This is a genomic window from Acinetobacter uliginosus (genome assembly GCF_044130295.1).
Taxonomy (GTDB): domain Bacteria; phylum Pseudomonadota; class Gammaproteobacteria; order Pseudomonadales; family Moraxellaceae; genus Acinetobacter.
Genome location: NZ_JBIQOC010000047.1, coordinates 14,279 through 40,682, shown reverse-complemented (window position 1 = coordinate 40,682; position 26,404 = coordinate 14,279). Strand labels below are relative to the sequence as shown.

General features: G+C 38.8%; 19 protein-coding genes and 3 pseudogenes. 11 read left to right on the top strand and 11 right to left on the bottom strand.

Annotated features, from left to right (window positions below; translation table 11 throughout):
• The 4 genes from ACE01T_RS10075 to ACE01T_RS10060 all read right to left on the bottom strand — a co-directional run.
• Window positions 1-2,478, bottom strand: a 2,478-nt coding sequence (locus ACE01T_RS10075; protein WP_395519202.1) for an SNF2-related protein, incomplete at its 3' end; no start/stop codon positions are given.
• A 185-nt stretch (window positions 2,479-2,663) separates the two neighbouring features.
• Window positions 2,664-2,942 carry a helix-turn-helix domain-containing protein gene (locus tag ACE01T_RS10070; protein WP_171529545.1) on the bottom strand — a complete coding sequence of 93 codons (279 nt, stop codon included), beginning with the start codon at window positions 2,940-2,942 and terminating at the stop codon, window positions 2,664-2,666.
• Window positions 2,935-4,227, bottom strand: coding sequence for a type II toxin-antitoxin system HipA family toxin (locus tag ACE01T_RS10065; RefSeq protein ID WP_395519201.1), 1,293 nt, complete (start codon window positions 4,225-4,227; stop codon window positions 2,935-2,937). The genes ACE01T_RS10070 and ACE01T_RS10065 overlap by 8 nt, the downstream gene beginning before the upstream one ends.
• A 94-nt stretch (window positions 4,228-4,321) precedes the next feature.
• Complete coding sequence (locus tag ACE01T_RS10060; RefSeq protein ID WP_395519200.1) at window positions 4,322-5,413, bottom strand: ATP-binding protein; 1,092 nt, start codon at window positions 5,411-5,413, stop codon at window positions 4,322-4,324.
• Between the two features lie 188 nt (window positions 5,414-5,601).
• Here ACE01T_RS10060 and ACE01T_RS10055 point away from each other — a divergent pair.
• The 6 genes and pseudogenes from ACE01T_RS10055 to ACE01T_RS10030 form a co-directional block, all read left to right on the top strand.
• Window positions 5,602-5,790: pseudogene (locus ACE01T_RS10055) on the top strand (type II toxin-antitoxin system HipA family toxin); the annotation flags it as partial.
• Window positions 5,791-6,010: 220 nt separating this feature from the next.
• A pseudogene (locus tag ACE01T_RS10050) lies at window positions 6,011-6,220 on the top strand (antitoxin Xre/MbcA/ParS toxin-binding domain-containing protein); the annotation flags it as partial.
• 123 nt (window positions 6,221-6,343) lie between these two features.
• Window positions 6,344-8,704, top strand: coding sequence for a TOTE conflict system archaeo-eukaryotic primase domain-containing protein (locus ACE01T_RS10045; protein WP_395519199.1), 2,361 nt, complete (start codon window positions 6,344-6,346; stop codon window positions 8,702-8,704).
• A 286-nt stretch (window positions 8,705-8,990) separates the two neighbouring features.
• Entirely contained in the window at window positions 8,991-9,299 is a 309-nt protein-coding gene (locus ACE01T_RS10040; RefSeq protein ID WP_004282130.1) for a helix-turn-helix transcriptional regulator, read from the top strand.
• The gene (locus ACE01T_RS10035; protein WP_395519198.1) at window positions 9,296-10,585 is read left to right on the top strand and encodes a type II toxin-antitoxin system HipA family toxin; all 1,290 of its coding nucleotides are present in this window, start codon (window positions 9,296-9,298) and stop codon (window positions 10,583-10,585) included. The genes ACE01T_RS10040 and ACE01T_RS10035 overlap by 4 nt, the downstream gene beginning before the upstream one ends.
• A 416-nt stretch (window positions 10,586-11,001) precedes the next feature.
• Window positions 11,002-11,232: pseudogene (locus ACE01T_RS10030) on the top strand (transposase domain-containing protein); the annotation flags it as partial.
• A 745-nt stretch (window positions 11,233-11,977) separates the two neighbouring features.
• Here the strand turns inward: ACE01T_RS10030 and ACE01T_RS10025 are convergent.
• Complete coding sequence (locus tag ACE01T_RS10025) at window positions 11,978-12,196, bottom strand: helix-turn-helix domain-containing protein (RefSeq protein WP_010588955.1); 219 nt, start codon at window positions 12,194-12,196, stop codon at window positions 11,978-11,980.
• Between the two features lie 110 nt (window positions 12,197-12,306).
• On the opposite strand from ACE01T_RS10025, the gene ACE01T_RS10020 reads away from it, so the two are divergent.
• The 5 genes from ACE01T_RS10020 to ACE01T_RS10000 all read left to right on the top strand — a co-directional run bounded on the left by ACE01T_RS10020 (window position 12,307) and on the right by ACE01T_RS10000 (window position 15,320).
• The gene (locus tag ACE01T_RS10020) at window positions 12,307-12,522 is read left to right on the top strand and encodes a hypothetical protein (protein ID WP_004985715.1); all 216 of its coding nucleotides are present in this window, start codon (window positions 12,307-12,309) and stop codon (window positions 12,520-12,522) included.
• Between the two features lie 13 nt (window positions 12,523-12,535).
• Window positions 12,536-13,717 (top strand): site-specific integrase, encoded by a 1,182-nt coding sequence (locus ACE01T_RS10015; RefSeq protein WP_004985718.1) that lies wholly within the window; start codon window positions 12,536-12,538, stop codon window positions 13,715-13,717.
• Complete coding sequence (locus ACE01T_RS10010) at window positions 13,710-13,958, top strand: hypothetical protein (protein WP_004985719.1); 249 nt, start codon at window positions 13,710-13,712, stop codon at window positions 13,956-13,958. The genes ACE01T_RS10015 and ACE01T_RS10010 overlap by 8 nt, the downstream gene beginning before the upstream one ends.
• Before the next feature lie 68 nt (window positions 13,959-14,026).
• On the top strand, window positions 14,027-14,563 hold the full coding sequence (locus tag ACE01T_RS10005) for a DUF1376 domain-containing protein (protein ID WP_026039984.1): 537 nt from the start codon (window positions 14,027-14,029) through the stop codon (window positions 14,561-14,563).
• 10 nt (window positions 14,564-14,573) lie between these two features.
• Window positions 14,574-15,320 (top strand): ATP-binding protein, encoded by a 747-nt coding sequence (locus ACE01T_RS10000; protein WP_004985725.1) that lies wholly within the window; start codon window positions 14,574-14,576, stop codon window positions 15,318-15,320.
• A gap of 896 nt (window positions 15,321-16,216) precedes the next feature.
• Here ACE01T_RS10000 and ppk1 read toward each other — a convergent pair.
• The 6 genes from ppk1 to ACE01T_RS09970 form a co-directional block, all read right to left on the bottom strand.
• Complete coding sequence (ppk1, locus tag ACE01T_RS09995; RefSeq protein ID WP_004907085.1) at window positions 16,217-18,295, bottom strand: polyphosphate kinase 1; 2,079 nt, start codon at window positions 18,293-18,295, stop codon at window positions 16,217-16,219.
• A 112-nt stretch (window positions 18,296-18,407) separates the two neighbouring features.
• Window positions 18,408-19,676, bottom strand: a complete 1,269-nt coding sequence (locus ACE01T_RS09990; protein ID WP_004907087.1) for an MgtC/SapB family protein — start codon at window positions 19,674-19,676, stop codon at window positions 18,408-18,410.
• A gap of 49 nt (window positions 19,677-19,725) precedes the next feature.
• Window positions 19,726-21,318: a Na/Pi cotransporter family protein gene (locus ACE01T_RS09985; RefSeq protein ID WP_004985732.1), complete on the bottom strand. Its 1,593-nt coding sequence runs from the start codon at window positions 21,316-21,318 to the stop codon at window positions 19,726-19,728.
• 141 nt (window positions 21,319-21,459) lie between these two features.
• On the bottom strand, window positions 21,460-22,584 hold the full coding sequence (locus ACE01T_RS09980) for an ABC transporter permease (protein WP_395519197.1): 1,125 nt from the start codon (window positions 22,582-22,584) through the stop codon (window positions 21,460-21,462).
• A 1-nt stretch (window position 22,585) separates the two neighbouring features.
• Window positions 22,586-25,342, bottom strand: a complete 2,757-nt coding sequence (gene rbbA / locus ACE01T_RS09975; RefSeq protein WP_004907095.1) for a ribosome-associated ATPase/putative transporter RbbA — start codon at window positions 25,340-25,342, stop codon at window positions 22,586-22,588.
• Window positions 25,339-26,397: an HlyD family secretion protein gene (locus tag ACE01T_RS09970; RefSeq protein WP_004907097.1), complete on the bottom strand. Its 1,059-nt coding sequence runs from the start codon at window positions 26,395-26,397 to the stop codon at window positions 25,339-25,341. Before ACE01T_RS09970 ends, rbbA begins: the two co-directional genes overlap by 4 nt.
• Window positions 26,398-26,404: the final 7 nt, after the last annotated feature.

Below are 26,404 nucleotides of genomic sequence, written 5' to 3'. Positions count from 1 at the left end.
ATATAAAAATCCTGGCATCAGAAAATAAAATAGTGCCCACAGCTCACCCAAATGATTTTCCATAGGTGTACCGGTTAGACATAGACGATGTCGTGCTTTTAATTGCCGTACCACCTGTGCAGCTTTGGCACGCGGATTTTTGATATTCTGTGCTTCATCCAAAATGAGTTGATGATATTCATATTGTTTCAGTTGTTCTTCATCTCTCGCCAAGAGCGGATAGGTGGTTAACACAATGTCATAGTGCGGAATCTGCTCAAAATACTGATGGCGGTCGGGGCCCTGTAGCAGCAGTACCTTGAGCTCAGGGGTAAATTTCTGCGCTTCTTTGAACCAGTTATGCATCAGCGATGTTGGCGCAACAATTAGTGCAGGTCTGTCCTGCAAATGTCCAGCCTGCTTTTCCATGAGTAAATGCGCTAAAGTTTGTGCTGTTTTCCCCAAGCCCATATCATCTGCCAGAATCCCGCCATGCTGGGTTTCCCTTAAAAACTGTAACCAGCCTAAGCCCTGCTGCTGGTATGGACGCAATTCCCCCTGAAAACCTTGTGGTGTCGGCAGTTGTTGCTGATAGCCTTGTTTGAATTTCTGTACAAATTGCTGCAGCTGGTCACTGACCTGCCATGTCATCCCAAGATTATGCTGTAATTCTAATAGTTGACTCGCATCATAGCGATCGATACTGCGCTCTTCTTGCTGTAAAATGCTCTGCAGATGCAACAATACCGGCTTAATGTCCCTGGCGGATAGAGCCAAATCAGGTTGATCCACTGCAGTTTTCAGGGTGAAAATTTGACTGTCATGCAGATGAATAAAAGTCCGCGGATCAAGTAAATCAGGATTTTCTCGCACCAAAGCTACGAGCGCATCAAGCAAATTATAACAATTGCCTGCACTATCCTGAACCGTCGCCCCGATATTGAACCAGTCCTGCTGGCTTTCAGATTCAGTGATGGAAATATTTAAATTTTCTACATATTGCAGGTTAAAGGGGCTGTTTTCCAGATGCTCTATCTGCCAGCCCATCAACTCAATTTGATTGATGGGCATGAGTTGCCTGATCCAGTCTCCATAGAAAGCAAAAACCATAGAATCGAGACGTTGTTTATCAAGTTTTAATTGCTGTTCATTGCTCAGATCTTTCACCCACTCCAGTGATTCGACCAATAGCTGTAAACGCTGGATTGCCTGTTGTTCCTGAACTAAGTCCCGAAGCTGTCGCACCATTTTGCCATGCTGCTCACCAATAAAACTGTCACCTGATGTACCTGCTTTTATTCGCCCGCCTGCATAGGAGAATTCAATTTCAGCACAAACAGACTCCTCCCATTTCCAATCAAATTTATCTAAAACACCGAAGCGTAAAATTGGCTGGGGATTACCCTGTAAGACTTCAATCTCTTGAAGAAACCCAGGTTTCGGCAAGTTATGTATCGTTGTAGATTGATGGGTAAGCTGCTCGAACTCAGTCAAAACCGTCGCAGGCATCTCTGGCATCCGCCAAAGGTAGTACAGTAAATCCGATGTATATTCACTATAGAGTTGCCCTACCGTATTCTTGTGAATATCGATATAACAAAGTGGCTGACTTACAAGAATTTGAAGATGTGGATTTGATTTTAAATTGAGTCGAACATTTCCATTGACCAACTCAAAATCTAAGTGCTCAGTCTGTTTTTCAATGCTCTTTTGCCAAGAAAATTCAAGCTGATAGCTTTGTTCTGACCATGTAAGTGGAGCATCACTTTTTTGTTTCCAATAGACATCGCCACTCTGAATGAAAGATTTAAAATGCTCTAAAACAATGCCTGATATATCAAGACTATTTCCATAAGAAAACTCATTCTGATTGAGCTTGGCATAATAATAAATTTGATTAAATAATTGTCGCTTCCCATCAGGCAAAGAGAGACGTTTTTTTAGAATATTGCCATATTCAGTATAAGAACTGACACCTGTGATCGTCCCACTTTTATTACGCCTACCTTTGCGAACCTCAAGTTTTAACCCGAATAGACCTAAAGGCTGGTCTAAATAATAAAGTAAATAATTACTCGTTGTCTTTTGCTGCTCTAACTGGGTATGTTGTAAATACTGCTTAAACTCACTTAACCAGCGTTGTGCTTGATTAATTGCAACCCGATCTTTTTGAGTGTGAGATGATGACTGAGAGTCAACATAGCTCTTCCGATATCCTTCTCGATATTCTTGATAAAATAATTTGGCTAAAGCAGCAGCATGTTTACAGTTATATCCAACCGGACAAGTGCAGTCGTCATCGATTAAACGGTCTTTTTTAAGATTATAGGTAATTGCAGTATCGTAATAATCTGTCCCTTCAATTTGGGCATACATTGTGACATCGTCTTTTTCCTCAAAGAACTCAACCGTTTCCCTATCAATGTGTTTAGCGTAGCTAAGACTGCGCTGAATAGTTGCGGTACTAAAGCGAGATAGAAAATTGATCAATGAGGACATGATTACCAGACACTAAAAATGTTTATACAATTATAACGGACAAAGCTGTCATTTCAGAACAGTAGCCGAACTGCTCAACCTGAGCATAGATTGGACTCACTCAATAGGAATATTATGAGTAAAGACAATCAAATCCGAGAAGTTAAACAGATCATTGAGGTCGAAAATATTCTGATAGAAAGTAATCATTTCTTCACGACAGTTAATTTTAAACCAAATGGGGTTAAAAGTTTTAGCATTGTTTCTAAGGTTGGATTTGCATCTGATCGCTCTAGCTTCTGTAAAGTTTGAAGCGAAATTTTAGTGATCTTGGACATCTCATGTAATGTCAGATGCAGCTCTGTTCTAATGAATTTTGCAATGACATGTATTGGCCAGTCTGGATTAAGCTGAATCTGTTCTAAGACATATTGTCTTTTTCTAATTTGCTCTATTTGAGAGAGTGGAATAAAACGTTTATCCATAACAAATTTCCTGTAATTGTGCGCAAATACCTTCAATGCGATATGCACAATTTTCTAGAATTTCATCATCTATCCCGATAGATTTCATCTGGAGTAAAAGCCCTTGGTACAAAGGTAATTGTTCAGAAAATAAAGATTTTATTTGTTCTATGGTTAAAGAACTGCATTCTACAATTTGATGAGCAATTGAAGCCCAGTTATTATCGTCTTTTTCCCATCGAGTAGATCTTGCGATTCCATCTGGATGTAACCACATAGGGGCAAAATCAAATAAAGGCGTTAATCGAATATCATCATTATTAAACCTTTGAAATGCTGTATTACGGGTATGATTATCTTTATTTCCTAAAGCGATATTGGCTAAATCTCTTTTTACATATTCAAGAATTTCTGTTTCTGGATCCGTACAGCAATTCATTATAATTTTGCAAACTTCGTTATGAGACATTTTTACTCCGAAGCCCGCTTTTCCACTGAAAGAAGCTAAACTTTCTTGGGCTATTCTTTCAACACGGTTATCAACCACTTGCCGATCAAAACGTGGAATAAATAAAGTTCTTCCATGTAATTCTAGAGGTCTAAATACTCGCAATCCTAAATATGCTGCTATTTGCATATATAAGGGTTCTTGATTCAAAATTTTGTTTAGACGTTGATCTGTTCCTCGGCTAAATTTAACCAACCAGTGCTGTTTAGCCATTTCATCAGGTAACGTATGATCAAGATAAAATAACTCATCATGACCTTGTGTGAGTAATAGTTTTGGCCACTCACCTTGAACACCTGATGATCCAGAGATAAATAGTCCAAAAGATGATAATGACTCAAGAAACTCTTCACTACGTTCGATAATTTCCTGTATTGAAAATCCTTGTACTAACTGATCTGAATGTTGGGTTAAAAGCCATTCATGAGCTTCTTTTATTCTTAAGTTACCAATAGGGTTGCTCGCTCCTACTTTAAGCAATGACCAATCTGCCGACTCTTCTTCATACTCAGGGCGACCAAGTTTTTTTAATAGTTCTTTTCGACCATATCCTTGAGGTAATAGATCAATTAGAAAAGCTGGCCACGTAGGCTCAATATTGCTTTCTAAATTAATCGGATAATGGTTTGAAACAGCATGACCATCTCGTAACCCCATATGTTCAATTGCATAATCCATTGAATAATATGTTCCGCAGCTAGCTTTCCAACCTTTAGCTTTTTCACCTATTACTTCAATAGTGGCACAATCGATCCATTGATTATTCAGAAATATTTGGACAGAGCAAAAATCATTCATAATTCTATTTAAATAGTAAAGTATAGGCGGTTTTGCCTATTATATACTTATTATAGTGGTAAAGTATTATTTTTATCCAAGTGAGTTTTCAAAATTATGCTTCATCCATAATCCATTCTTTAAAAAGAGCATCCTCGATTTCATAAATACCATTTTCTGGTTTAAAAATAATTTGTTTTTTTGATAAAGAACGTAGGGCCGATTGAATACTTGATACCGCAATGTTATCTACACCAATGGAATCAGCCAGATGTTGTCTAAATTGACTACTATAAAGTTCAACTTGTGATTCCGCTATGGCTTTTAAAATTAGCTGTTCTAATAACTTAAACTCCCCCCATAATCCCGAAAAGTCACGATGCCCCATTGTATCGGCTATAAGCTGTTCCTTTGCAAAATCTATAGCCAGCATCGGGTTTAAGGCTAAACGCTCCACTAATGATCTTGCTAGTTGAGGACTTTGCTTCATATCTAAAAAAGCATGCCATAAAATTTCTTTATTCAAACTACGTCCTGTTGTTTGATTAAATACATCTGCCAGATGATCTGTAAATGCTTTTGTTAGATTTGGAAAAGGTAAATTCTGTCCATAATGAAAAAATGGAGCACTACTTACAGAAAACATTTGTCTCAGGCCTTCTCGACTTGAACCAGTAAAAATCACCTTTATTGTTTCTTTATGCATATCTAAAGCGGTACGTAAACTGGCAATCGTGGTTTTATATTTTGAACTAGCTAAAGCCTGAATCTCATCAAGTAACAGTAAAATAGGTTTCCCCTGCTGAGCCAGTTTAGTAATGCTAGACAAAATACTGGAATTCACTTGTCCTTGTAGAAGTGTCACTTCAGCTTTTACCCCTGCAACCTCTGTAATTAAAGAACCAATTTTTTTAATCCAAGGTGTGGCTTTCCCCATTAAGCCATTTTGTTTTGAAAACTCATCAAGAGCTTTTACAAACTGCCCTTCACTATGCAGGCCTGCATCTAAAAAACTGAAATAAAAAACGCGCCATCCAAGCTGTTCAGCTAGAGGCGTAATATCTTTTCGTAAAAATTCAGTTTTTCCCATCCGGCGTGGGGCAAAAAAAGTCAGAGAACTAGCTAGTCCAGTCTCAAACATGCCTAAAATTTGTTTCGCCAGTTCTGTACGTGGAAAGTGCCAAGGGTCATTGGAGATGGTCATCATTTTAATTACTCGGCAATGATTTATTTATTACCATAGATTGTATTAGATTCCATTAGATTGTAAATGTCTAATTAGATTTCTTTAATCTAATAGGATCTAATCAGGCCAATAAAGCACCTTCTTACCGATCAACTAGTTTATTTAATGTTTACTACAATGGATGGGGTGAATATTGGCTTTAGGGTACATTGGTCTCCTCAACAGCAATCACAGGTCGACCATTAATTGCCGTTGAATACAGTGCTGAAGCGATCCGTAAAGGTTTAGAGCTTTCCTCTTACCTACTTCCATAAAAAGGTGACCCATTAAGAAAAAACTTTCCTACACAGCACATGGGATTACCAAGTCATATATATGATGCATCACCCGATGGCTGGGCGTGCTCCAGAATTTTGGTGGCTATTCAGTCCATCATTACCTACATTCCAACTCTCTGGGAGTTCGAGTCTCCTTTCCCGCTCCAGATTCAAAAAGCCCTCATCGAAATATGGGGGCTTTTTTCTTGTTGATTATTAATAATATTTTTTCTAAAACCCATATATTCTAGCTTTGGCTGAAGTTCTAAAAATTTTTAGACAACGTGTTTTTTAAGCTGGTCCCACTTCAAAACAGGGAGAAATCGCCCTCATTTTAATCCGCATTACCACATCACTGGATGCTCTGACAAGTGGGGATACAGCCTGGATGTAGCATTTTATGAAATCACCCAATAAATTGATGAGTGGCATTCCAATACAACAGATTCAGAACCCTCAGGGATTGGCCTCTGTTTTACAATTGCTGGAAGGTCTTCGGGCTAAACTTTAAAGAAATTAATGCATATAAATAATTTTGTATAATATTTTGAAAACTAATTGATTTATTATATTGTAACTCTTTAATTTAAGATTTGATATTAGGACAGTAATAGCAGTGTTTTAGGAAAAATCAGTGAATAATAAGTTAAAAGAAATTGCTGTCAGATTACAGCAAATTTTAGACCAAATCACATTATTACAAAATGAATATCAAAGCCTTTATCAAGAAAAAGAAAAACTTATATCGCTTGAAGAAAAAAATAAGAATTATTTATCAGCAGAAGAAAGACTTTTATTATTTTCTCAAAGGTTTATTGGACGAACTGATACCTTTGCTTATCGTTGGGAAAATAGCAGTGGAAAATCTGGTTATTCTGTTGCTTGTGCAAATGAGTGGAAACATGGCATTTGTTACAAACCTCAAATTAAATGTTCGGACTGTAAAAGCCGTCAACTATTACCCATCACACCAGAAGTTCTTTATTCTCATTTAACTGGACAGAAAGTTATAGGCATTTACCCACTATTAGCAACAGATCAATGTAGGTTACTCGCAGTAGATTTTGATAAATCAGATTGGCAAAATTGTGTAACTGCATTTTCTGAAGCGTGCCTATCTCTAAATATACCATTTTTGGTTGAGCGCTCTCGTTCAGGTAATGGCGCACATGTTTGGATATTTTTCTCTGAACCAATTGCAGCTAAGCAAGCTCGCTTAATGGGTGCAGGTATTCTGGATAAGGCCATGGAACTTTATCCAGCTCTAGATTTTGAATCTTATGATCGTATGTTTCCAAATCAAGATCACATGCCAGCAGGCGGATTTGGAAATTTAATAGCATTACCCTTACAAAAGCATGCAAGAGCGCTAGGAAATAGTAGCTTTATTGACAGTAACTTTGATGTCTTTACTGATCCATGGACTGTTTTACAACAAACTGAATTAATGAGTTCTTCTGAAGTTAATAATATTGTGAATGAACTAGGGTACAACTTCATCGAACAAAATCAAACAGATGTTGACCATGAGGTTCCATGGGTAAAAAATATTCCTAAAAAAAATCAAAAGATCGCGGGATGTCCAGATGCTATTGAATTGGTATTCGCAAATATGATTCACATTCCAATTCAGACATTACCCTCTCAATTGATAGCGCAATTAAAAAGATTAGCCACTTTCTCCAACCCTCGTTTTTTTAAAGCACAAGCAATGCGTTTTTCAACGACAGGAATTCCAAGACACATATGCTGTGCCCGCCTTGAAGGACAATATCTCAGTTTACCACGAGGATGTCTAACAGAGACAATTCACTTGCTTAATCAACAAGATATTGAAATTAAAATAAAAGATCAACGTACTAAAGGCAACATATTAGTCAATATAAATCTACTTACCGAATTATCCTCTGAACAGGAAATGGCATGTAAAAAAATCATTGAACACGATGTTGGAATTCTACATGCACCAACGGCTTTTGGAAAAACTGTTACTGCAATCTCTATCATTGCCAAACGCCAAACAAATACACTCATTATTGTTCATAACAAAGAACTTGTTTCTCAATGGAAAGAACGATTACATTCATTTTTAGCCGATGTCGAAATTGGTACAATACAAGGTGGAAAGGCCAAACCGTCTAATCAAATTGACATTGCAACATATCAAAGTCTAATCAACCGTGTAAATAATTCAATCAAACCTATCGCCTTTAACTATGGACAAATTATCGTAGATGAATGCCACCATTTATCTGCACCAAGCTATGAATTTCTTCTCAGTGAAGTCAGTCCTTACTACATTCTCGGGTTAACAGCTACACCAGAACGTCAAGATGGGCATCAACCCATTATTTTCATGCAAGCTGGTTCTATTGTATACAAAGCGAAATCCAACAATCATACCCAGCTTAAGAAAGTATTAATAAAAGTAAATTATGAAGGTAAATTCCCAGAAATTTTCTTTGGTACCGAAAATAAACCACATATTTCAAAGCTGATGCAACATCTTACTGAAGATACAGAACGTAATAATGCCATTATTAAAGATGTCTCTCATTGTATTCAAAATGGTCAGATCCCGTTAATTTTAACTGAACGTAGAAAACATGCCGAAAGTCTTAGAAATAAGTTGAATGATTTAGGGTATAAAACATCTATTTTACAGGGAGGTATGAGCCATACAAAAAACATAAAAGAAAAACAAAGTTTAGATGATGCTCATGTTGTGATTGCCACGGGAAAATACATTGGTGAAGGTTTTGATCTTCCTCGTTTAGATACCTTGTTCTTGGCATTTCCGATTTCATGGAAAGGCACTTTGGCTCAATATGTTGGGCGTATTCATAGATCAAATGAAGGTAAATTTGAAGTTCAGGTATATGATTATGTTGATGTTAACCATCCAATATTTGTCAAAATGTTCCAGAGAAGGAGTAAAAGTTATAAAGCTCTAGGCTATATTGTAGAACAATCACACAATAATATCGTTTTATAATTTTCGATATATTGACACTAACCCAATTTTCAATCCATAAGATAATTAAACGTAAAGCCGCTTTTAAAATTCTAAATGGGTGGGTCTCCTTGGCATCAAAATAACTGGCCATCACAAAGGATGCGGGTCCGAATGCAAATTTTAACTGTATTTTCAGAGTCATTTCAGATCACTACGTAGCTAGGGCTGTTTTACAGATCGAAATGATAAAATCATAAATTGCTTTTCAAAAAAAAAGAAACTAATATGTTTCTTACAGGACCTAAAAGCAATAAATGTATCTACAATGAATAAGTCTTTACTTCAGCAAATCAAAAAAAGACGAACCCAATTGGGCTTAAAGCAAGTTGATATGCAATCACGTACAGGCATTTCAAGACAGCAGTACCAAAAACTGGAAAGTCAGGGCAACCCTCGATTAGAGACCTTAGAAATTATAGCGGCAGGATTAAATGCTCAACTGATGCTCATCCCTGATGATAAGGTTCATTTGATCAGACAATTATTGAATGATGAAATTAAAGTCACTATTGAAGATCAGGATGACTTAATGACTAACCCATGGAAGGGTCTTCTCGGAGGAGAGGAACCATGAATACTGTTGCCGTCCTGGAATTAACATTACATCACGCTGTCGTTGGATACTTGGCAGGATTTCAGAGCGGAAAAAGTATTCTGGTTTTTACGGATTCTTTCCGATTTGATCAGCAACGCCCGACCTTGAGCCTGCTTACTTCCCCCTTGTATCCTCAAGCAGATAAGATTTTAGAAAAGACCTATGTTACACATCAGCGCTTACACCCCTTGCTATCAAACTTGTTACCAGAAGGCGCATTACGCGAACTGATTGCACAAAGCCTCAAAATCCATATAGACAATGAATTTCAGTTATTGGCAGCTTTAGGTCATGACTTACCTGGAGCACTCATTGCGACCCCATTAGATTCAGAAGAAATCCCAGATGAAATAAAATTCAAGCTTCAGATCTCGAATCCAGATCAGATCTTAAAACAAGAGATTCGAACAGATAATAAGTTTTCCTTAGCCGGCGTCCAAATGAAGTTTTCCATGAAAGCCAAAGACGGGCGTTTTACATTAGCGCAGGCAACAGAATCCAGTCTACTCGGGGATTGGATTATCAAAACTCCTTCCTCCAGACATGCTTTTGTTCCGCTGAATGAATATTCTATGATGACCCTTGCCAAAATGGTCGGAATAGATGTCCCTGAGATTTGCTTGGTGGATATGGCACTATTACAAGACCTTCCACCATTAAATTTACCCCAAGAGCAATATGCTTTTGCAATTAAGAGATTCGATAGACAGAGTACTGCTAACACTACAGAGCTTATTCATATTGAAGATTTTGCTCAGATCTTTGGTGCATATCCACATCAGAAATACAGCACCACAAATTATGAGCAGATAGGCAAGATCATTTACCAGTATTCAGATAACAAAATTATTGATATTCAGCAATTTGCCAGCCGTTTACTCATAAATATTTTACTCGCCAATGGAGATGCACACTTAAAGAACTGGAGTATGATTTATCACGATAAAAGAATACCAAGATTATCTCCCGCATACGATATATTGATGACCAGTGTATATATTGAAAATGAGCGTCACTTCGCATTGAATCTTGCCAAAAATAAAGATTGGTATTTAGTTGAGATGAAACACTTTGAACAATGGGCAGAAAAAGTCGGTGTTCCATGGCGTGTAATTGAAAAACAACTTCACGAGATCATGGACAAAGCACGGTCAGTATGGCCAGCGCTATTACTAGACTTACCTATGATTTCCGCTCATAAAGAAAAACTAAGAGAACATTGGAAAAAATTGCATCCAGACTTTCAGATATTTACAAATAATTAGAACCCGTAAATACGTTGAGTCTGATAACTGCTATGGTAGCTTATCATTTTGACTGGGGAAATCTTGATGATAGTCATCTCAATTAAGCAGCAACGATTGGTTCATTGCAATAGATTCCATTAGATTTTAAATGTCTAATTAGACTTCTTTAATCTAATAGGATCTAATCAGGCCAATAAAGCACCTTCTTACCGATCAACCGACACATTTTATAACTCCATTATTTTGTGGCTTAATAGCCATATCTAAACATAAGACCCAATATTATGGATTTAAGATTCAGAAAACCTGACAAAGTTATTGCGTTATGATGTGCGAGACTTCGTAAAGAGCGACTGTTGAGTAGCCACCGATTTAATCCAACGCAGCCTAATCAACGGTGGGTTACTGATACAAGAAGCACTGCTTCGCAAGGGGTGGAGAACCAAATGCGCCCCTGGGCGTTGGGACGTAAGAACTGGCTGGTTGCTGGCTCACTGCGCATTGGTCAGCGAGCGGCGAACATCATGCCTTTAATCCAGTCAGTAAAACTGAATAGGCTAGATCCCTATGCCTATTTAAGTGATGTGCTGAAAAGGCTGCCGACACTGAAAGTGACCCAAATAGAAGAATTACTGCCACACCGATGGAAACCCAACTCAAATTAAAAAATAGCGATGGGGCTCAGCGGACGCTTACCAAGAATCTAGGTCAATTTGTTTGACTATTGCTGCTTACCAAATTCAGGACTCCTCAGCAGCTAAATAATTTTTATCAAATAGTAAAAAATAAAAATAATAAAAAATAGAAGCATATTTTATGTTGGTTATTATTGTTGAATTTTAATGCATATTAAAGTGACCAACTTCTTCTTACCCTACCCTACTTTAAATTACACCATTAAATATTAAGGAATTAAGTATTTGTTTTATATGTATTTATTTTAATGTACTTTTAATATATTTAATGTAATTTATGTCGGTGAACATTGCCAAGGTTGGGGTCGGGAGTTCGAGTCTCCTTTCCCGCTCCAGATTCAAAAAGCCCTCATCGAAAGATGGGGGCTTTTTTCTTGTTGATTATTAATAATATTTTTTCTAAAACCTATATGTTCCAGCTTTGGAAGAAGCTCTAAAAATTTTAGAAAAAGTATTGTATAAGCTCGCTGCGTGACCAAAAGTGCCCTAAACGTGCCTTCCCTTTATCATATACGAATCAATTCATTCGCTATTCTGGTATTTTTTTAATCAATTTCAGTATAGATAATCAGAACACCTTCCCCATACACTTGACTTCCCTTTTTTCCATCTATTTTAGTATTTTTTTATTTGCTTTATTTTGATGGTGACCAAATTTGGTCACCAAAAATACATAGTTAAAACATTTACTTATGATCAAAAAACTCAATTTTAATCAATCATTCTGCTCTTCATTTTTCTTAAATTTTAATAAATCACCCACTTCAACATTAAGTAATACACACAATTTTTCTAAGGTCTCAAAATCTATTCGAGTCGATTGACCATTATATAACTTATGCAATGTTGTCTTACTCATTCCAGTCGCTCGAACTACATCCGCAACTTTCATTCTTCGCTCTGCCAAAAGCACTGGCAAGTTACAAACTATCATTAATTACCACCATTGTGTAATAAAGTACTTGCATAGTGTCTTAAATGCATTTATTATCGCATTGTGGTCTTAAATAACACCATTGTGATACTTTATAAAAGGATACAAACATGAATCTTACTTATATTACTACAAAAGAATTGGCGGAACGAATCCATTATAACGAACGTACTATCCGTAATCAGTTAAAAGATAGCGTTTTGATCGAAGGCATTCATTACATTCGCCCTTTTGGTGGTCGCAAAATTTTATATGTATGGGAGCGTATTGAAGAAGATATGACTAAAACAACTTTAGGCTCGCTACACAGCCTACAACTTCTGTAAGGAGAACATAATTATGGCTGCTATTCGTACTAGATACGGTAAGTTATGTGTCGATTTTCGATACTTAAGTATCCGTTGCCGTGAAACCACCGCTCTTGAAGACAATGCTCAAAATCGAAAAAAGCTTGAAAAAGCGATTGAACGAATGGAGGCAGAAATCTTATTGGGTATTTTTGACTATGCTAAATACTTTCCAAAAAGTTCTCGTTTGAAAGAAATCAAAAATGCAGAAAACAGAGTAAATGAAATCAGCTCAAAAACACCTCTATTTTCTAAGTTCTGTGAAATCTGGTTCACTGATAAAGAAATAGAATGGCGTACAAGCTACAAGGAAAAAATTCAAATTGTGATCAGAAAGTACTTAATTCCTTTTTTTGGCACAATTCCGGTTATTAATATCAAAAAGTCAGACATTCTTGGATTCCGTTCATCCCTCGCCAAAGTGACTCACGGGAAAAACCAAGAATGCCTTTCACCATCAAGAATCAACCAGATTATGATAGCACTTCGTATGATACTCGATAGTGCTGCCGAACGATATGACTTTGACAGTCCTTATAAGAATATCAAGAACTTAAAGCAAGGGAAAATTGAAGTCACGCCTTTTTCATTAAAGGAAGTACATGCAATCTTGGCCACAGTTCGTGATGATTTTAAGCCTTATTACACTGTTCGGTTTTTCACAGGTATGCGCACCAGTGAAATTGATGGGTTGCAATGGAAAAATGTGGACTTGCAACGTCGGGAAATCCATATTCGTGAAGCCTTGGTGAATGGGGAACTGGGTGGAACCAAAACCTATGGTTCTGACCGCACAATCCAGATGAGTGACCGCGTTTACCAAGCCTTTCTGCAACAGAAAAGCTTAAATAATGGTAAATCAGAGTTTGTTTTCTGCAATCGTGATGGTGGACCTCTCGATTACCGTTTGGTGAATAAACGTGTCTGGCATCCGATCTTGCGCTTTCTAGGATTAAAGCCTAGAAGAGCCTACCAAACACGTCATACAGCAGCAACGCTCTGGCTGTCGGCAGGAGAGAATCCGGAATGGATCGCACGTCAATTGGGACATTCAACGACTGAAATGCTATTCCGGGTCTATAGCCGTTACATCCCCAATGTTACCCGTCGTGATGGCAGTGCATTTGAAGCCATGCTGGAAAAACTAAATACAGAGGAGCTTGCACATGAATAGTAAAGCTTTCTTTGGTGGTGTGGTCGTCAGTCCTGAAGCGGATACGGTCGCTCGTGAATTAATCCATGAGCTACACATTCCCAAACTGCACAATCTGGCGTTTTTGCTGGAGATCAACAAATGCTTCGATGATCACCAGGCGTTAAGACTGTGGCTACAGCGACTGCTGGATGATGGACAAGCCCATTACGATGACCTAGCCCAACAGGCTCGCCTCCGGTTAATGAGCTTAGCTCCCTGATCAAATAAATATACAAGGTCATCTGATTGATGACCTTAGCCCTCTATACCTATAAAAAAGGTGAACACATGCATAAACATATTTCAATTTGGATGCCACTCTATATTGGCGACCTACAGGCGAAATTTGCACGAATGACAGCAGAACAAATTGGTGCGGCACTGCTGTTAATGATGGATTTCTGGAAAAACGGTGCTATTCCTCATGACCTAGCTACGGTATGTAGCATCACAAAATTATCGCAACATACCAAGGCTAAAACTTTGTTGAATACGCTAATAGCCCTGGAATTGTTTGAAATCGAATCTGAGCAAATTCATTCAAGTTTTTTAACCAGTTTAAAAAGCCAGGCATTGCAAAATCAGCAAATGAAATCTGATAAAGCTAAAAATGCAGCTCAAGCACGTTGGGGAAAATCCGCAACTAATGCTCAAGCATCAGCCAAGCAACGAAAAGTAAATGCTCAAGCAGCTCCTGAGAAGAGCCCGAGTATTACTCAAGTCATGCTTGAACCATGCCCTTCATCTTCATCTTCATCTTCATCTTCATCTTCAAATTTTGAAGAAAAAAATGAGAGTTTTTTAGAAAATTCAAAATGGATTTAGGAGAACAATCATGAATACCATGCTTAAAACGCTCCAGTTTCGCGCAGAAACAACAGAAGCACTCTGCCCTACCCATCATATACCCCTGATGGAAATCGCCGGTCACAGGCTTTGCAAATTGTGTGCAAAAGAAATGGTCCATCGCTCACATGCAGCCTATGCAGATGAGCTGCAACAACGGTTGCTGCAACAGAAAATCAAAAACTCAGGGCTCAATAAACGCTACCTGGACCGTGGCTTCAAGAATTATGTAGTTGCATGTCCTGCTCAAGACAATGCCATAAAACTATGTCAGGCTTTTGCACAGCAAATTATTTCTGACCATTATCCAAACCTGCTGCTCATTGGTACACCAGGTACAGGAAAGACTCATCTGAGTGCGTCAATCATTCGCAACATTCTGCATAACAGTACAAAATCTGCACGCTACTATACCAGTGCAGAAATTGCTCAAAAAATGATGGACACCTGGTCAGATGCTTCACGCTCTGAAAAGGAAGTTATCGAGCATTTCTCCAGTTTTGATTTATTGGTGATAGATGAATATGGCCTGCATGACCGACATGAAAAACGCCTGGAGATGGTGCATAAGGTTTTATATAGTCGTTATGACAATATGAAATCTACACTGCTGATTTCCAATTTCACAATCCAAAATATGCAGCGGGATTTAGGTGCCCGATTATGGTCACGGTTACATGAGAACAATTTGATTGTAGTGCCATGTTATTGGGATGATCTAAGATTTAATCAGTAAAATAATTTAGATTTAGAATCTATATAAGTGTAAAACCTATAAGTATTGGTTTTACACTTAATATCAAGATAATTAGAAGTAGTAAGAATTCTCTCCATCCAAATTCAATACCATCTAATTTTCAAATATAACAAAATTAATTTAACAATATCAAAAATTGCTTTTTTAAGAGTTAAATCTATACTACCTTTTATGAAAATTGGTTCATATTTTTTCATCAAATTGAGAAAATAAAAATCGAAAATAACCCTTATCAATTTCAGTTAAATTTTTAAAATCATGTTAAAAAATTACATATTTTTTGTTATTTTCAACATAACTTATAGTATAATTATAATATATAAAACAGCATCTTGTGATAGGAAAATGAAAAAATGAAGCTCACATCTAATAAATTTTTAATTCCCTTTACTCTTATCATTTTAATCAGCAGTTTTTTAATTATTCTCTACCGTATTACTATCAGCTAATACAGAAATTTTTCATATAATGATATGAAAAGAATTTAAAAAATTTAGATCAAATGAAAACCGACATAATTTAGATATATTCAAATTATGTCATTATTGTTTCATCGTACTCATTCGCTATGAAATAAAATAAGCCAAATGAAATATTTTTACCAAGGCAAAAAGATCAACTTCGGCATCTGGACAGGTAAGACTTGATCAAAATATAAAGTACCCAAAAATGTTTATCCTATTTAAATGTGTTAAATCAAAAAACAATGACCATCCAACAACTTAAAATATTATATCTGCCTATAACTTTATTTGACAAAAGGTGGCAAAGTGCTTGCTACTTTAAAATTAGTGGCATTCCACCTGTATCGAAAGATCATAATTTCTTAAATGTTGTTGAATAGGCCTAAAAAGAGTTAACTTTAAGTTAAGCATTTACTTTATAACGCTTAACAAAAAGTGCTGCGCATTATGTGGCTTTTCATTTTCTATGCATGAGTTACGCTTCCAACTACCATCACTTTGTAATAGCCATGCTTGTTGATTATCCATTAAATAATTTTCTAACCCTTGCTGATAAATTCTTTTTTTGAGTCTAGTATTTTCAATAGGAAAGCACACTTCAACACGTTTAAATAAATTACGCTCCATCCAGTCAGCACTAGAACAATACACACGTGTATCACCATTATTGTAAAAATAATAGACACGAGTATGCTCAAGAAAACGCCCTACAATTGAGCGAACACGAATATTTTCTGATAAGCCAATTAGGCCTGGACGTAAACAACAAATAGAACGAATGATTAATTCTATTTGCACACCAGCTTGAGAAGCTTCGTATAATTTATTAATCAATTGAACTTCGGTTAGTGCATTGACCTTAATGATAATTTTTGCCGGTTTCCCTGCTTTCGCAAGCACAATCTCGTTTTCAATAAAATTCATCAACTGACTATGCAAAGTAAATGGTGCATGTAGAAGTTTCTTTAACTTCACCATTTTGCCCATACCGGTTAATTCTTGAAAAATACGATGTACATCTTCACACAAATCTTGATTGGTCGTTAATAAACCGTAATCAGTGTAAATTTTGGCATTGCCAGCATGATAATTTCCTGTACCTAAATGTGCGTAGCGCACCAGTTTTTGATTTTCTCGGCGTACCACCAAAATCATTTTGGCATGAGTTTTATAGCCGACAATGCCATATACCACCACGGCACCCGCTTCCTGTAAAACATTGGCAACAGCGATATTGGACTCTTCATCAAACCGTGCCCGTAATTCAATCACTGCGGTGACTTCTTTACCATTTCTTGCCGCCTCAGCCAAAATTTGCACAATTTCTGAATTTGCACCGCTACGGTACAAGGTCTGTTTAATGGCCAAAACATGCGGATCTTGCGCGGCTTCACGTAATAATCGAATTACAGGGGAAAATGATTCAAAAGGATGATGCAATAAAATATCTTGTTTCTGCATCGCACTGAAAATATTTGCAGATTTTTTCAGTATTTTTGGAATCACAGGAGTATGTGGCTCATAGCGTAAATATGGGCGTTTAAAATCCGAGACCAATCGAGCCAAATTAACAGGCCCGTCGACACGATACAATTGATGCGTATCCAAATCGAATTCTTTGAGTAAGTATTCATAAATATGTGTTGGACAATTTTTATTGACCTCCAAACGTACTGCCCGACCAAAACGGCGTGAACTGAGTTCGTCTTTTAAGGCTTCCGCTAAGTCTTCAACATCTTCAGTTAACGTTAAATCTGCATTTCGGGTTACTCTAAATTGATAGCAACCCGTTGCCGTCATTCCCGGAAATAAATCAGACACATGAGTATGAATAATTGAAGAGAGCATCACATGATGCTCTTTGCCTTCGGTCAACTCATCTGGCAAACGCACCACACGTGGCAATGAACGTGGTGCAGGAACCACTGCCAAATCGATCTGACGGCCAAAGGCATCCTTACCTTCCAAAGTCACAATGAAATTAAGTGATTTGTTGACCAAGCGTGGAAAGGGATGCGCAGGATCTAAACTTATTGGTGTTAAGGCTGGTGCAACCTGTTCCTGAAAATATTTTTTGACCCAATTAGATTGTGCTTGAGTTAACTCTCCACGTCTTAAAAAGCTGATGCCTTCTTCTCTTAACTGCGGAAAAATTTGCTCATTTAAAATTTGATATTGGCGTTCAATCGCAGCATGTGCTGTCTCCGAAATTTGATGTAAAATTTCTTGTGGGGATAAACCATCAGCCGTTTGTATGTCTCGCTCTTGAACAAAATGTTCCAACATAGTTGCAACACGAATTTCAAAAAACTCATCTAAATTTCTAGAAAAAATTAATAAAAAATTCAATTTTTCTAAGAGTGGATTTAAAGGATCGACCGCTTGTTCTAAGACACGTAAATTAAAATCTAAAATTGACAACTCGCGATTAATATATCGCTCAACTTGACCATATACCGGGGGGGAGGCTTGTGTAACTACGGAATTCATATACTACCCATATTTCTTAAAAGCAATGCCATTTTTAGTTGGCTAAAAATAAATAGAATTACAAAACAAAAACTTAAATATCATTCTAAAATATTGAAAATAAATCCTAAATTTACTGAATAACCATCCAAAGTACCGCCATTAAAATCGCCATATGCAGCATTTGTGCGGGGGCAAAATATAGAAAATATTTCCCGCCACCAGTTAAAAATGCATTGATGCTTTTAGAAAATGCATGTGCAGCCAAACCAATCATCATAGCGTAGACCAACGTCATCTGCTGTGGTGTTCCTTGCATCACCACCGTTGCCATGGCGGCATGCACTTCAAATAAAGAAGCGAAGAATGCCCCAATAATCAAACCGCTATCACCCAACACTACATTCAAGCCATATACCGCTGCTTGAATCACTGTCAGTGTTACCACAATGATCAAGGCTTCCTTAATGCTGAACATCCGACTGTCCATATGCGTAATATCATTTTGTGGTGTAGCCTGTTGACCCATCGTCGCTTTGGATGAATGAATTAACATCAAGGCAATGATCAAAAGCACTGCAATGCCAATACTGCAAGGCAACAATAAAACCTTAAACCAAGCAAAATTAATCCCTGCGACAATAATCAGCAGCTGTAACAGGGTCGCAATACAGGAAATTAAGCCTGCACCAGCATTAGATTTGGCTTCTGCTTTGCCTGAACGGACTTCCATGCCCAAACTGGCAATAGTTGCGGTGCTAGAAACAAAACCGGATGCCAAAGATGACAACATCAAGGCTTTATTGTTTGGCAAGAGACGTTTAGCAATATGTGCCAAGGACTGTACGCCTAAAATCATGATCAGCAGTTTTAGAATCACATATGGATTGAGTACTGTGCCCCACATTGCCTGATCCGGCATCAGTGGCAAGGCAATTAAAATCAGTGCCAGTAAAAACAAACCGTCACGCAGTTCAAAATGCTGAATCCAATTGCCAGCAAAATAATGCAATGACTGCTTGCCCATTAAAATCAGACACAACACTACCGCTAACCCTGCAGCAAGCGGCACATTAAACACACATAATGCACCAATCAAATAGGTCATCAAAAATGCCAGTTCAGTGGTCGCACCAATATCCTGTTTTTGTTTAATCAGGCTATAAACACAAAAAGTCGTGACTGAAAATGCACCTAAGATACCTACTGCAAGATGTAGTAAAAAACATACTGCCCCAAGCAAGGCGCAAATGGTAAATGAACGCAGTCCGGCAAAACTGGGTTCACTTTCTTTACGATTATGCCTTTCCCGTTCTAAACCGATTAATAAACCGCAGCCTAATGCAGATACCATGACTCTCAATAATTCTTGAAAGGACAAATCTAGTAATACAGTATTCAATTTCTTAGCCTCAACACAGCTGGATAAAAAATGCGATGAACCACATTCATCAAGACTCCTCTAAAAGACGCTCATACATCACGTTAGAGAAACGATAGCTATGTGCAATTAAGCGATCCATCCAACGCTGTGCAGCTAATAATTCCACCCCTTTGGATGCGCTTAATTGATTTACTTCGGTATATTCCATGACTTTTTTACGCGTTTCGGCACGATGGCTACTGGTCCATTTTTTTAACTGATTTAAATCGGCTCTAAGATTTTCAATGACTGACCGATCTGCTAACTGTTCTATATGTGAAAAGTAACTTTCTAAAATATTGCAATAATCTAGTGCTAACTGAAAAATTGCCGGCTGTGTTCGTAGCAATATGGCATTATCTAAACGCTCTAAATCATTATGTAAGACACGTACATAGACCATTACTCGCAGTAATGATAAGAATTTTTGTTTGAGTGCAGGATGCTCAGGAATCGCTATTTTTTCTAAATACTGCTCAATATGCTGAATAATCTCATTCAGCGTATTCAACTGTTGATGTCTAGGTAATGTACCGGTCTGAAAAACCATTTGTAGAATTTTAAAAATCTCAAATATGCTGAAATATACCGCCTTTTCCGCGGCCTGTACTGCAATGGCAGGTACTTGCAAACTTGCATCATCCAGACTGTCTAAAATGGCAGGATTATTACTTGGCAACCATTGGATAATTTTCTGTTCTAAAAATTTCAGACTTGGCATAAACATACATGCCCCCAACACACTGAATGCTGTATGAAACATCGCGAGCATAATCACTTGATCAATGCTGCTGAAAAATGCACTGTGTTTAATCAACCAAAGAAAAAACGGTGCTAACAGGAAAAATGCAGCAATCGCACTCACGAGATTAAAAATCACGTTCACAGCAACTGTTCGTTTGGCATTGATCGAAGCGCCAATCACCGAAATCACGGTAATGCTGACTGCACCAATATTTTGCCCAATCACCATATATAGCGCCTGCGGCAAGTCAATCGCACCACTGACTAAGGCAGCCATAGTCGCTGTAATAGATGCACTAGAGGACTGCAGCAGCATTGCCATAATGATGCCGATCAGCACCAAAACCAATTGTGACCACAAGCTGTCATAACCAAAAAAGGATAAATCTGAGTGTACAGCAAACCCCGCCATGGCTTTTTGCAAAACATCGATGCCAAAGAAAATCAGACCAAAGCCTGCAATCACAAGGCCCAATAAGGCCATTTGGCCTTTAGCGATGAGTTTAAGCAGAGCGCCTAAAGCAATCATCGGTAATGCCAACATGGAAATGGAAAATTTCATGCCCAAAAATGCCACAATCCAACCAGTACTGGTTGTGCCGATATTGGCACCAATCACCACACTCATGGCTTGCGTGAAACTGAGTACCCCTGCTCCGACAAAACCAATGGCGGCGACAATTGTTGCTGTAGATGAATGCACCAGCAATGTCATACCCAAACCTGACAGCATGGCTTTAAACGGCGTTGCCGTAAACCTTGTCAGTAACTCCTTCAAGGTCTGACCTGCAATTTCTTTAAGGCTATCAGTCAGTAACGTCATACCAATTAAAAATAGACCGACACCGCCACATAGTTCAGAGAGAATTTGAAGCACTACATTCCCCTATAAATTTCAAAAAAATTATGCTATTCAATGACATTTATTTAAATCTTGCGCCATTGAATTATTATCAAAGAATAAAAAAAAAGCAGGCAGACTATTCGGGGAGTCATCTGCCTGCAAAAGGGAAACCCTTTACGCCATGGTATGAATCGTGTCTTTAAAGCGCTTCCAAGACACATAAAAAAACACTGACGCAATACCTAACAACCATACAAATGATGGCCACACCACATCGAATCCTGCATTACGGTATAAAATGGCCTGAGCCAAAGAGACGAAGTGTGTAGTTGGGGCAATCATCATGACCTGCTGCACAATTTCCGGCATGCTTTCGCGTGGAGTAGATCCGCCTGACAGCATTTGCATTGGAATTAGTACCAGCATCATTAACAAACCAAACTGCGGCATAGATTTTGAAACGGTTGCCATATAAATACCCATCGAAGTGGTTGCAAACAGTGTGAGTAAGGCGCCAAAGAAAAAGAGCGGCAAACTACCATCAATCGGGACATGCAATACACCCTGAATCACGACTTTTAAGCCAACAAATACTGCGATCAATACCACAAGACTCATTGACCAGACTTTGGACATCATGATTTCAAATACCGTTACTGGCATCACCATCAAATGTTCAATGGTGCCATGCTCACGTTCACGAATCAGCGCTGCACCAGTCAGAATAATTGAAAGCATTGCCACGTTATTAATAATCCGCATGACACTCATAAACCATTGATTTTCCAGTGTTGGATTAAAACGGGAGCGTATCGCCAAATCTATCGGTAGCTGGCTAATTTCACGATTGCGAAGTACATATTCATTTACTTCAGATTGAATGATCTGCTGAATATAACCTGCGCCAGACATGGCTTGGGTCATTCGGGTTGCATCCACATTAACCTGAATTTCTGCTGCATCACCCGACAGTACATCCGACTGGAAATTACTCGGAATATTGACCGCAAAGGTAAATTCACCTGCGTCCATGCCTGCATCCATCGTGCCAAGCGTGGTGGTTTTACTGATAAAATTAGGCGGATAAAAGGCTGAAGAAATCCGTTCCGACAAAGTTGAATGATCCTCATCAATAATCGCAATCGGCGCCATATTCAATGTTTCTTTTACAGCAGTTGATGATGTGTAAACTGATACAGTAAAGGTGTAAATAATTAACACCAACATGATTGGATCGCGCCAGAGACTCCAAAGCTCTTTACAGCCGAGCTGGTAGATATTCTGTAATTTTGTGAACATCTTATTGCTCCTGTTTCTTCAGCAAGGCAATAGCAGCAAACATTACTACCGGAACAGCCATGGCCATGATCCAAATGGCCTGTTTCAAATCATCAAAGCCCAAACCTTTATTAAAAATTCCACGACTGATATTGACCATATGCGTTGCCGGATAAATTTCCCCAAACCAGCGTCCAAACCCATCCAAAGACGATACAGGATTGATAATTCCAGCAAACTGCATAACTGGTATCAAAGTCCCAATCATGACTAAAAACATTGAAGCAATCTGGCTTTTGGTAATAGTAGATGCCAATAGGCCCATACCTGTGGCAAAAATTACAAACAAAAAAGAAGCTAAGGTCAGAGCAAAGAAGCTACCTTTTACAGGTACATCAAATAAAGTAACCATGACCAAACACATAAGGAAATAGTTCAACATTGCCAACAAGATATATGGAATCTGTTTACCAATTAAAAATTCTGTCCGCGTCACTGGTGTGACATACAAATTCACAATCGAACCTAATTCTTTTTCTCGCACCACAGATAAAGCAGTCAACATGGCAGGAATCAACAGTAATAATAAAGGCAATACTGCGGGGGTCATCGCAGGTAAACTTTTAATATCTGGGTTATAGCGGTAACGAGTTTCAACACTCACAGTACTAGATGTTTTATAACCACTTTGTTCCAATGCTTTTTGCATCAGCCAATACGTGTGAATCCCCTGCACATAACCTTGCACAGTTTCTGCACGCTGTGGCATCGCACCATCAATCCACGCAGCGACTTGCACCTGTTCACCACGAGCAACATCACGAGCAAAATTTGGCGGAATTTCTATCGCCAAGGAAATATCCCCACTACGCATACGCTGATCAATATCATCATAGCTTTGCAGCGCTGGCTGTTCGATAAAATAACGCGACCCTGCAATACTCATGCTGTAGTTTTGACTTAAGCTCGTTTGGTCACGATCCAACACAGCGAATTTGAGGTCTTCAACATCCATGGTGATGCCGTAGCCCATGACCAGCAGTAAAATTAATGACCCCATTAAAGCCATGGTGGCGCGAATCGGATCACGCGCCAACTCCAAAGATTCACGCCAGGCAACACTCAATAACCGGCGCAAACTGAATTTTTTTGGCTTGGCATTCAGTTCTTTACTGCCATTTGTTTCAGCAATACTTTTCGCCAAATCATTGGGCTGATCTTTAGTGCCTGCACCAGCATCAATCAAATAACCGATAAAAGCTTCTTCAAGTGTTTCAGCATGGCGGTTTTTTATCAGCTGTGCTGGTGACGCACTGTCAAGCACTCGTCCAGCGTGCATCATTGACATTCGGTCACAGCGCAACGCTTCGTTCATAAAATGAGTTGAAATAAAGATCGTGACCCCATCATTACGCGACAAATTGATTAAATAGCGCCAGAAATTATCACGCGCAATCGGGTCAACCCCAGATGTTGGTTCATCCAGAATTAAAATTTCAGGATTATGCACCAGTGCCACTGCGAGTGATAAACGCTGACGCACGCCCAAAGGCAAATCATCGGGCAGTTTTTCTTTGACTTCTTCCAGGTCAAAACGCTCCAGCATGAGCTGTACACGTGGCTCAATCTGTTCTTTTGGTACATGAAATAATTTGGCATGTAAGACCAAATTCTGCACAATGGTCAGCTCGCTGTATAGGGAAAATGCCTGCGACATATAGCCGACACGGCGACGAGTTTCAATATTGTTGCCCTCTACAGGCTCACCAAACAGCCACGCCTGACCTTCTGAGGCTTCTAAAAGTCCCGTCAGCACTTTCATGGTGGTGGATTTACCACAACCATTCGAGCCTAAGAAACCAAATATTTCACCACGCTTAATTTTAAAATTAACATGATCTACCGCAGTAAAATCACCAAATTTCACTGTTAAATCTTGCGCTTCAAGAGCATAGCTTTCTGAACCGTAGTCAGGTAAAGGCGGAATCACCACAGGCTCATAGCCGAGCTTTTTTTCTTCTGGCAATAGTTGAATAAAAGCATCTTCTAAACTGTTACATTGCGTTTCAGTCAATAATTCTTGTGGTGTGCCAGTTTTTAAAATCTGCCCATCATCCATCATCGCCAGCCAGTCAAAGCCTTGTGCTTCATCCATATAAGCAGTAGCAACAATAACACTCATCTGTGGACGAACTTTGCGAATGCGGTTAATCAGTTCCCAAAATTGCGCCCGTGCCAAAGGGTCAACCCCTGTGGTCGGCTCATCTAAAATCAGAAAATCGGGATCATGAATCAAAGAACAGCACAGACTTAATTTCTGCTTCATCCCACCCGATAATTTACCCGCAGGACGGTCGAGAAAATTGTACAAGCCTGTGCTTTTGGTCAGATCATCAATCCGTTTGCGTCGCTCGGCAGCATCATGCCCAAACAGACGTGCCACAAACTGTAAATTCTCTTCAACCGATAAAGTTTTATATAGGTTTTTCCCTAAACCCTGCGGCATATAGGCAATATGTGGGCAAACACGGGTACGGTGTTGTTTATCGGCAATATCACCGCCCAACACCTTTAAGCGACCTTGCTGTACAATTTTCGCCCCTGACAGCAAAGCCAATAGACTGGATTTCCCCACCCCATCTGGACCGATTAAACCGATCATGCAGCCTGCTGGTAAGGATAGCGACACTTGATTCAGTGCAACCGTTTTTCCATATTTCAGACTAACATTTTCAATTTCTGCAACAACCGATCCTTTTTCAGATTGTTGTGTCATCATTTAACTGTGTTCTCTAAAAATGTCGGCCAAGCTGCCTGATCATCAATTTTGATATATGCCACACCTGGCAAACCTGTTTTGACTTGTTCGATATATTTGTTCAATAAAGTTGGATCAATTTTCGCTTTAACACGGAACATCAGTTTTTGACGTTCGCTTTCCGTTTCCACCGATTTTGGTGTGAACTGTGCAGTATCGGCAACAAAAGACACTGTAGCTGGAATCACCACATTTTTCGCAGCATCCAATACAATACGTACTTCTGTTCCAATAGCAATTTTACCTGCAACGGTTTCAGGCAAAAAGAACGTCATATACACATCAGATAAATCAATCAGATTGAGCACACGCCCGCCCGCTGCCACCAACTCACCCGGCTGCGCGACACGGAACTGAACACGTGCTTTTAATGGTGCACGTAACTGTGCATCATCCATATCAAATTTAATCCGTTCCACCGAGGCTTTGATGGCATCGACTTGAGAATGTGCGGCTGACACTTGGCTTTTAGACGCAACAATTGCCCCTTGGGCACTTTGTACCTGTGCTTTGGCTGCGCTTAATACCGCAATGGCTTGCTGTGCTGCGGCACGTTCATCATCCAGTTGTTGCTTGGACGATGCGCCTTCTTTGGCTAAAACTTCGGTACGCGCTAAACGATTTTTAGCCGCCATCAGTTCTGTTTCACGCTGTTGTACCATGGCTTCAGCGGCGGCTTTTTCGCTGATCCGCATCGCCACTTGTGCTTCCGCTGTCGCAATCGCATCCTGGGCTTGACGCTGTTGTGCTTCCAATTCACGTAACTGGGCTTCTAAAGTCGAAATTTTAACCCGCGCCAAGATTTGACCAGGCTCGACAAAGTCACCTTCTTTAACCAAAATTTCTTCTAACTGGCCAGATAGCTTACTAGATACGTTAATTTCAGTGGCTTCAATACGTCCATTGCCACTGACTAAGGCATCAGTGTCTGGCTTATTCATATTTTTCCAGATCAGATAAGCGACCAACCCTAAAACAACGATGAACCCAGCAATGGTTATTTTCTTAAAATTCATGTTTAAT

Excerpts from the sequence above, each read along its gene's own strand:
- ACE01T_RS10070 (WP_171529545.1), bottom strand. The coding sequence starts at position 2,942 with ATGGATAAACGTTTTATTCCACTCTCTCAAATAGAGCAAATTAGAAAA.
- ACE01T_RS10065 (WP_395519201.1), bottom strand. The coding sequence starts at position 4,227 with ATGAATGATTTTTGCTCTGTCCAAATATTTCTGAATAATCAATGGATC.
- ACE01T_RS10060 (WP_395519200.1), bottom strand. The coding sequence starts at position 5,413 with ATGATGACCATCTCCAATGACCCTTGGCACTTTCCACGTACAGAACTG.
- ACE01T_RS10040 (WP_004282130.1), top strand. The coding sequence starts at position 8,991 with ATGAATAAGTCTTTACTTCAGCAAATCAAAAAAAGACGAACCCAATTG.
- ACE01T_RS10035 (WP_395519198.1), top strand. The coding sequence starts at position 9,296 with ATGAATACTGTTGCCGTCCTGGAATTAACATTACATCACGCTGTCGTT.
- ACE01T_RS10025 (WP_010588955.1), bottom strand. The coding sequence starts at position 12,196 with ATGATAGTTTGTAACTTGCCAGTGCTTTTGGCAGAGCGAAGAATGAAA.
- ACE01T_RS10020 (WP_004985715.1), top strand. The coding sequence starts at position 12,307 with ATGAATCTTACTTATATTACTACAAAAGAATTGGCGGAACGAATCCAT.
- ACE01T_RS10015 (WP_004985718.1), top strand. The coding sequence starts at position 12,536 with ATGGCTGCTATTCGTACTAGATACGGTAAGTTATGTGTCGATTTTCGA.
- ACE01T_RS10010 (WP_004985719.1), top strand. The coding sequence starts at position 13,710 with ATGAATAGTAAAGCTTTCTTTGGTGGTGTGGTCGTCAGTCCTGAAGCG.
- ACE01T_RS10005 (WP_026039984.1), top strand. The coding sequence starts at position 14,027 with ATGCATAAACATATTTCAATTTGGATGCCACTCTATATTGGCGACCTA.
- ACE01T_RS10000 (WP_004985725.1), top strand. The coding sequence starts at position 14,574 with ATGAATACCATGCTTAAAACGCTCCAGTTTCGCGCAGAAACAACAGAA.
- ppk1 (WP_004907085.1), bottom strand. The coding sequence starts at position 18,295 with ATGAATTCCGTAGTTACACAAGCCTCCCCCCCGGTATATGGTCAAGTT.
- ACE01T_RS09980 (WP_395519197.1), bottom strand. The coding sequence starts at position 22,584 with ATGTTCACAAAATTACAGAATATCTACCAGCTCGGCTGTAAAGAGCTT.
- rbbA (WP_004907095.1), bottom strand. The coding sequence starts at position 25,342 with ATGATGACACAACAATCTGAAAAAGGATCGGTTGTTGCAGAAATTGAA.
- ACE01T_RS09970 (WP_004907097.1), bottom strand. The coding sequence starts at position 26,397 with ATGAATTTTAAGAAAATAACCATTGCTGGGTTCATCGTTGTTTTAGGG.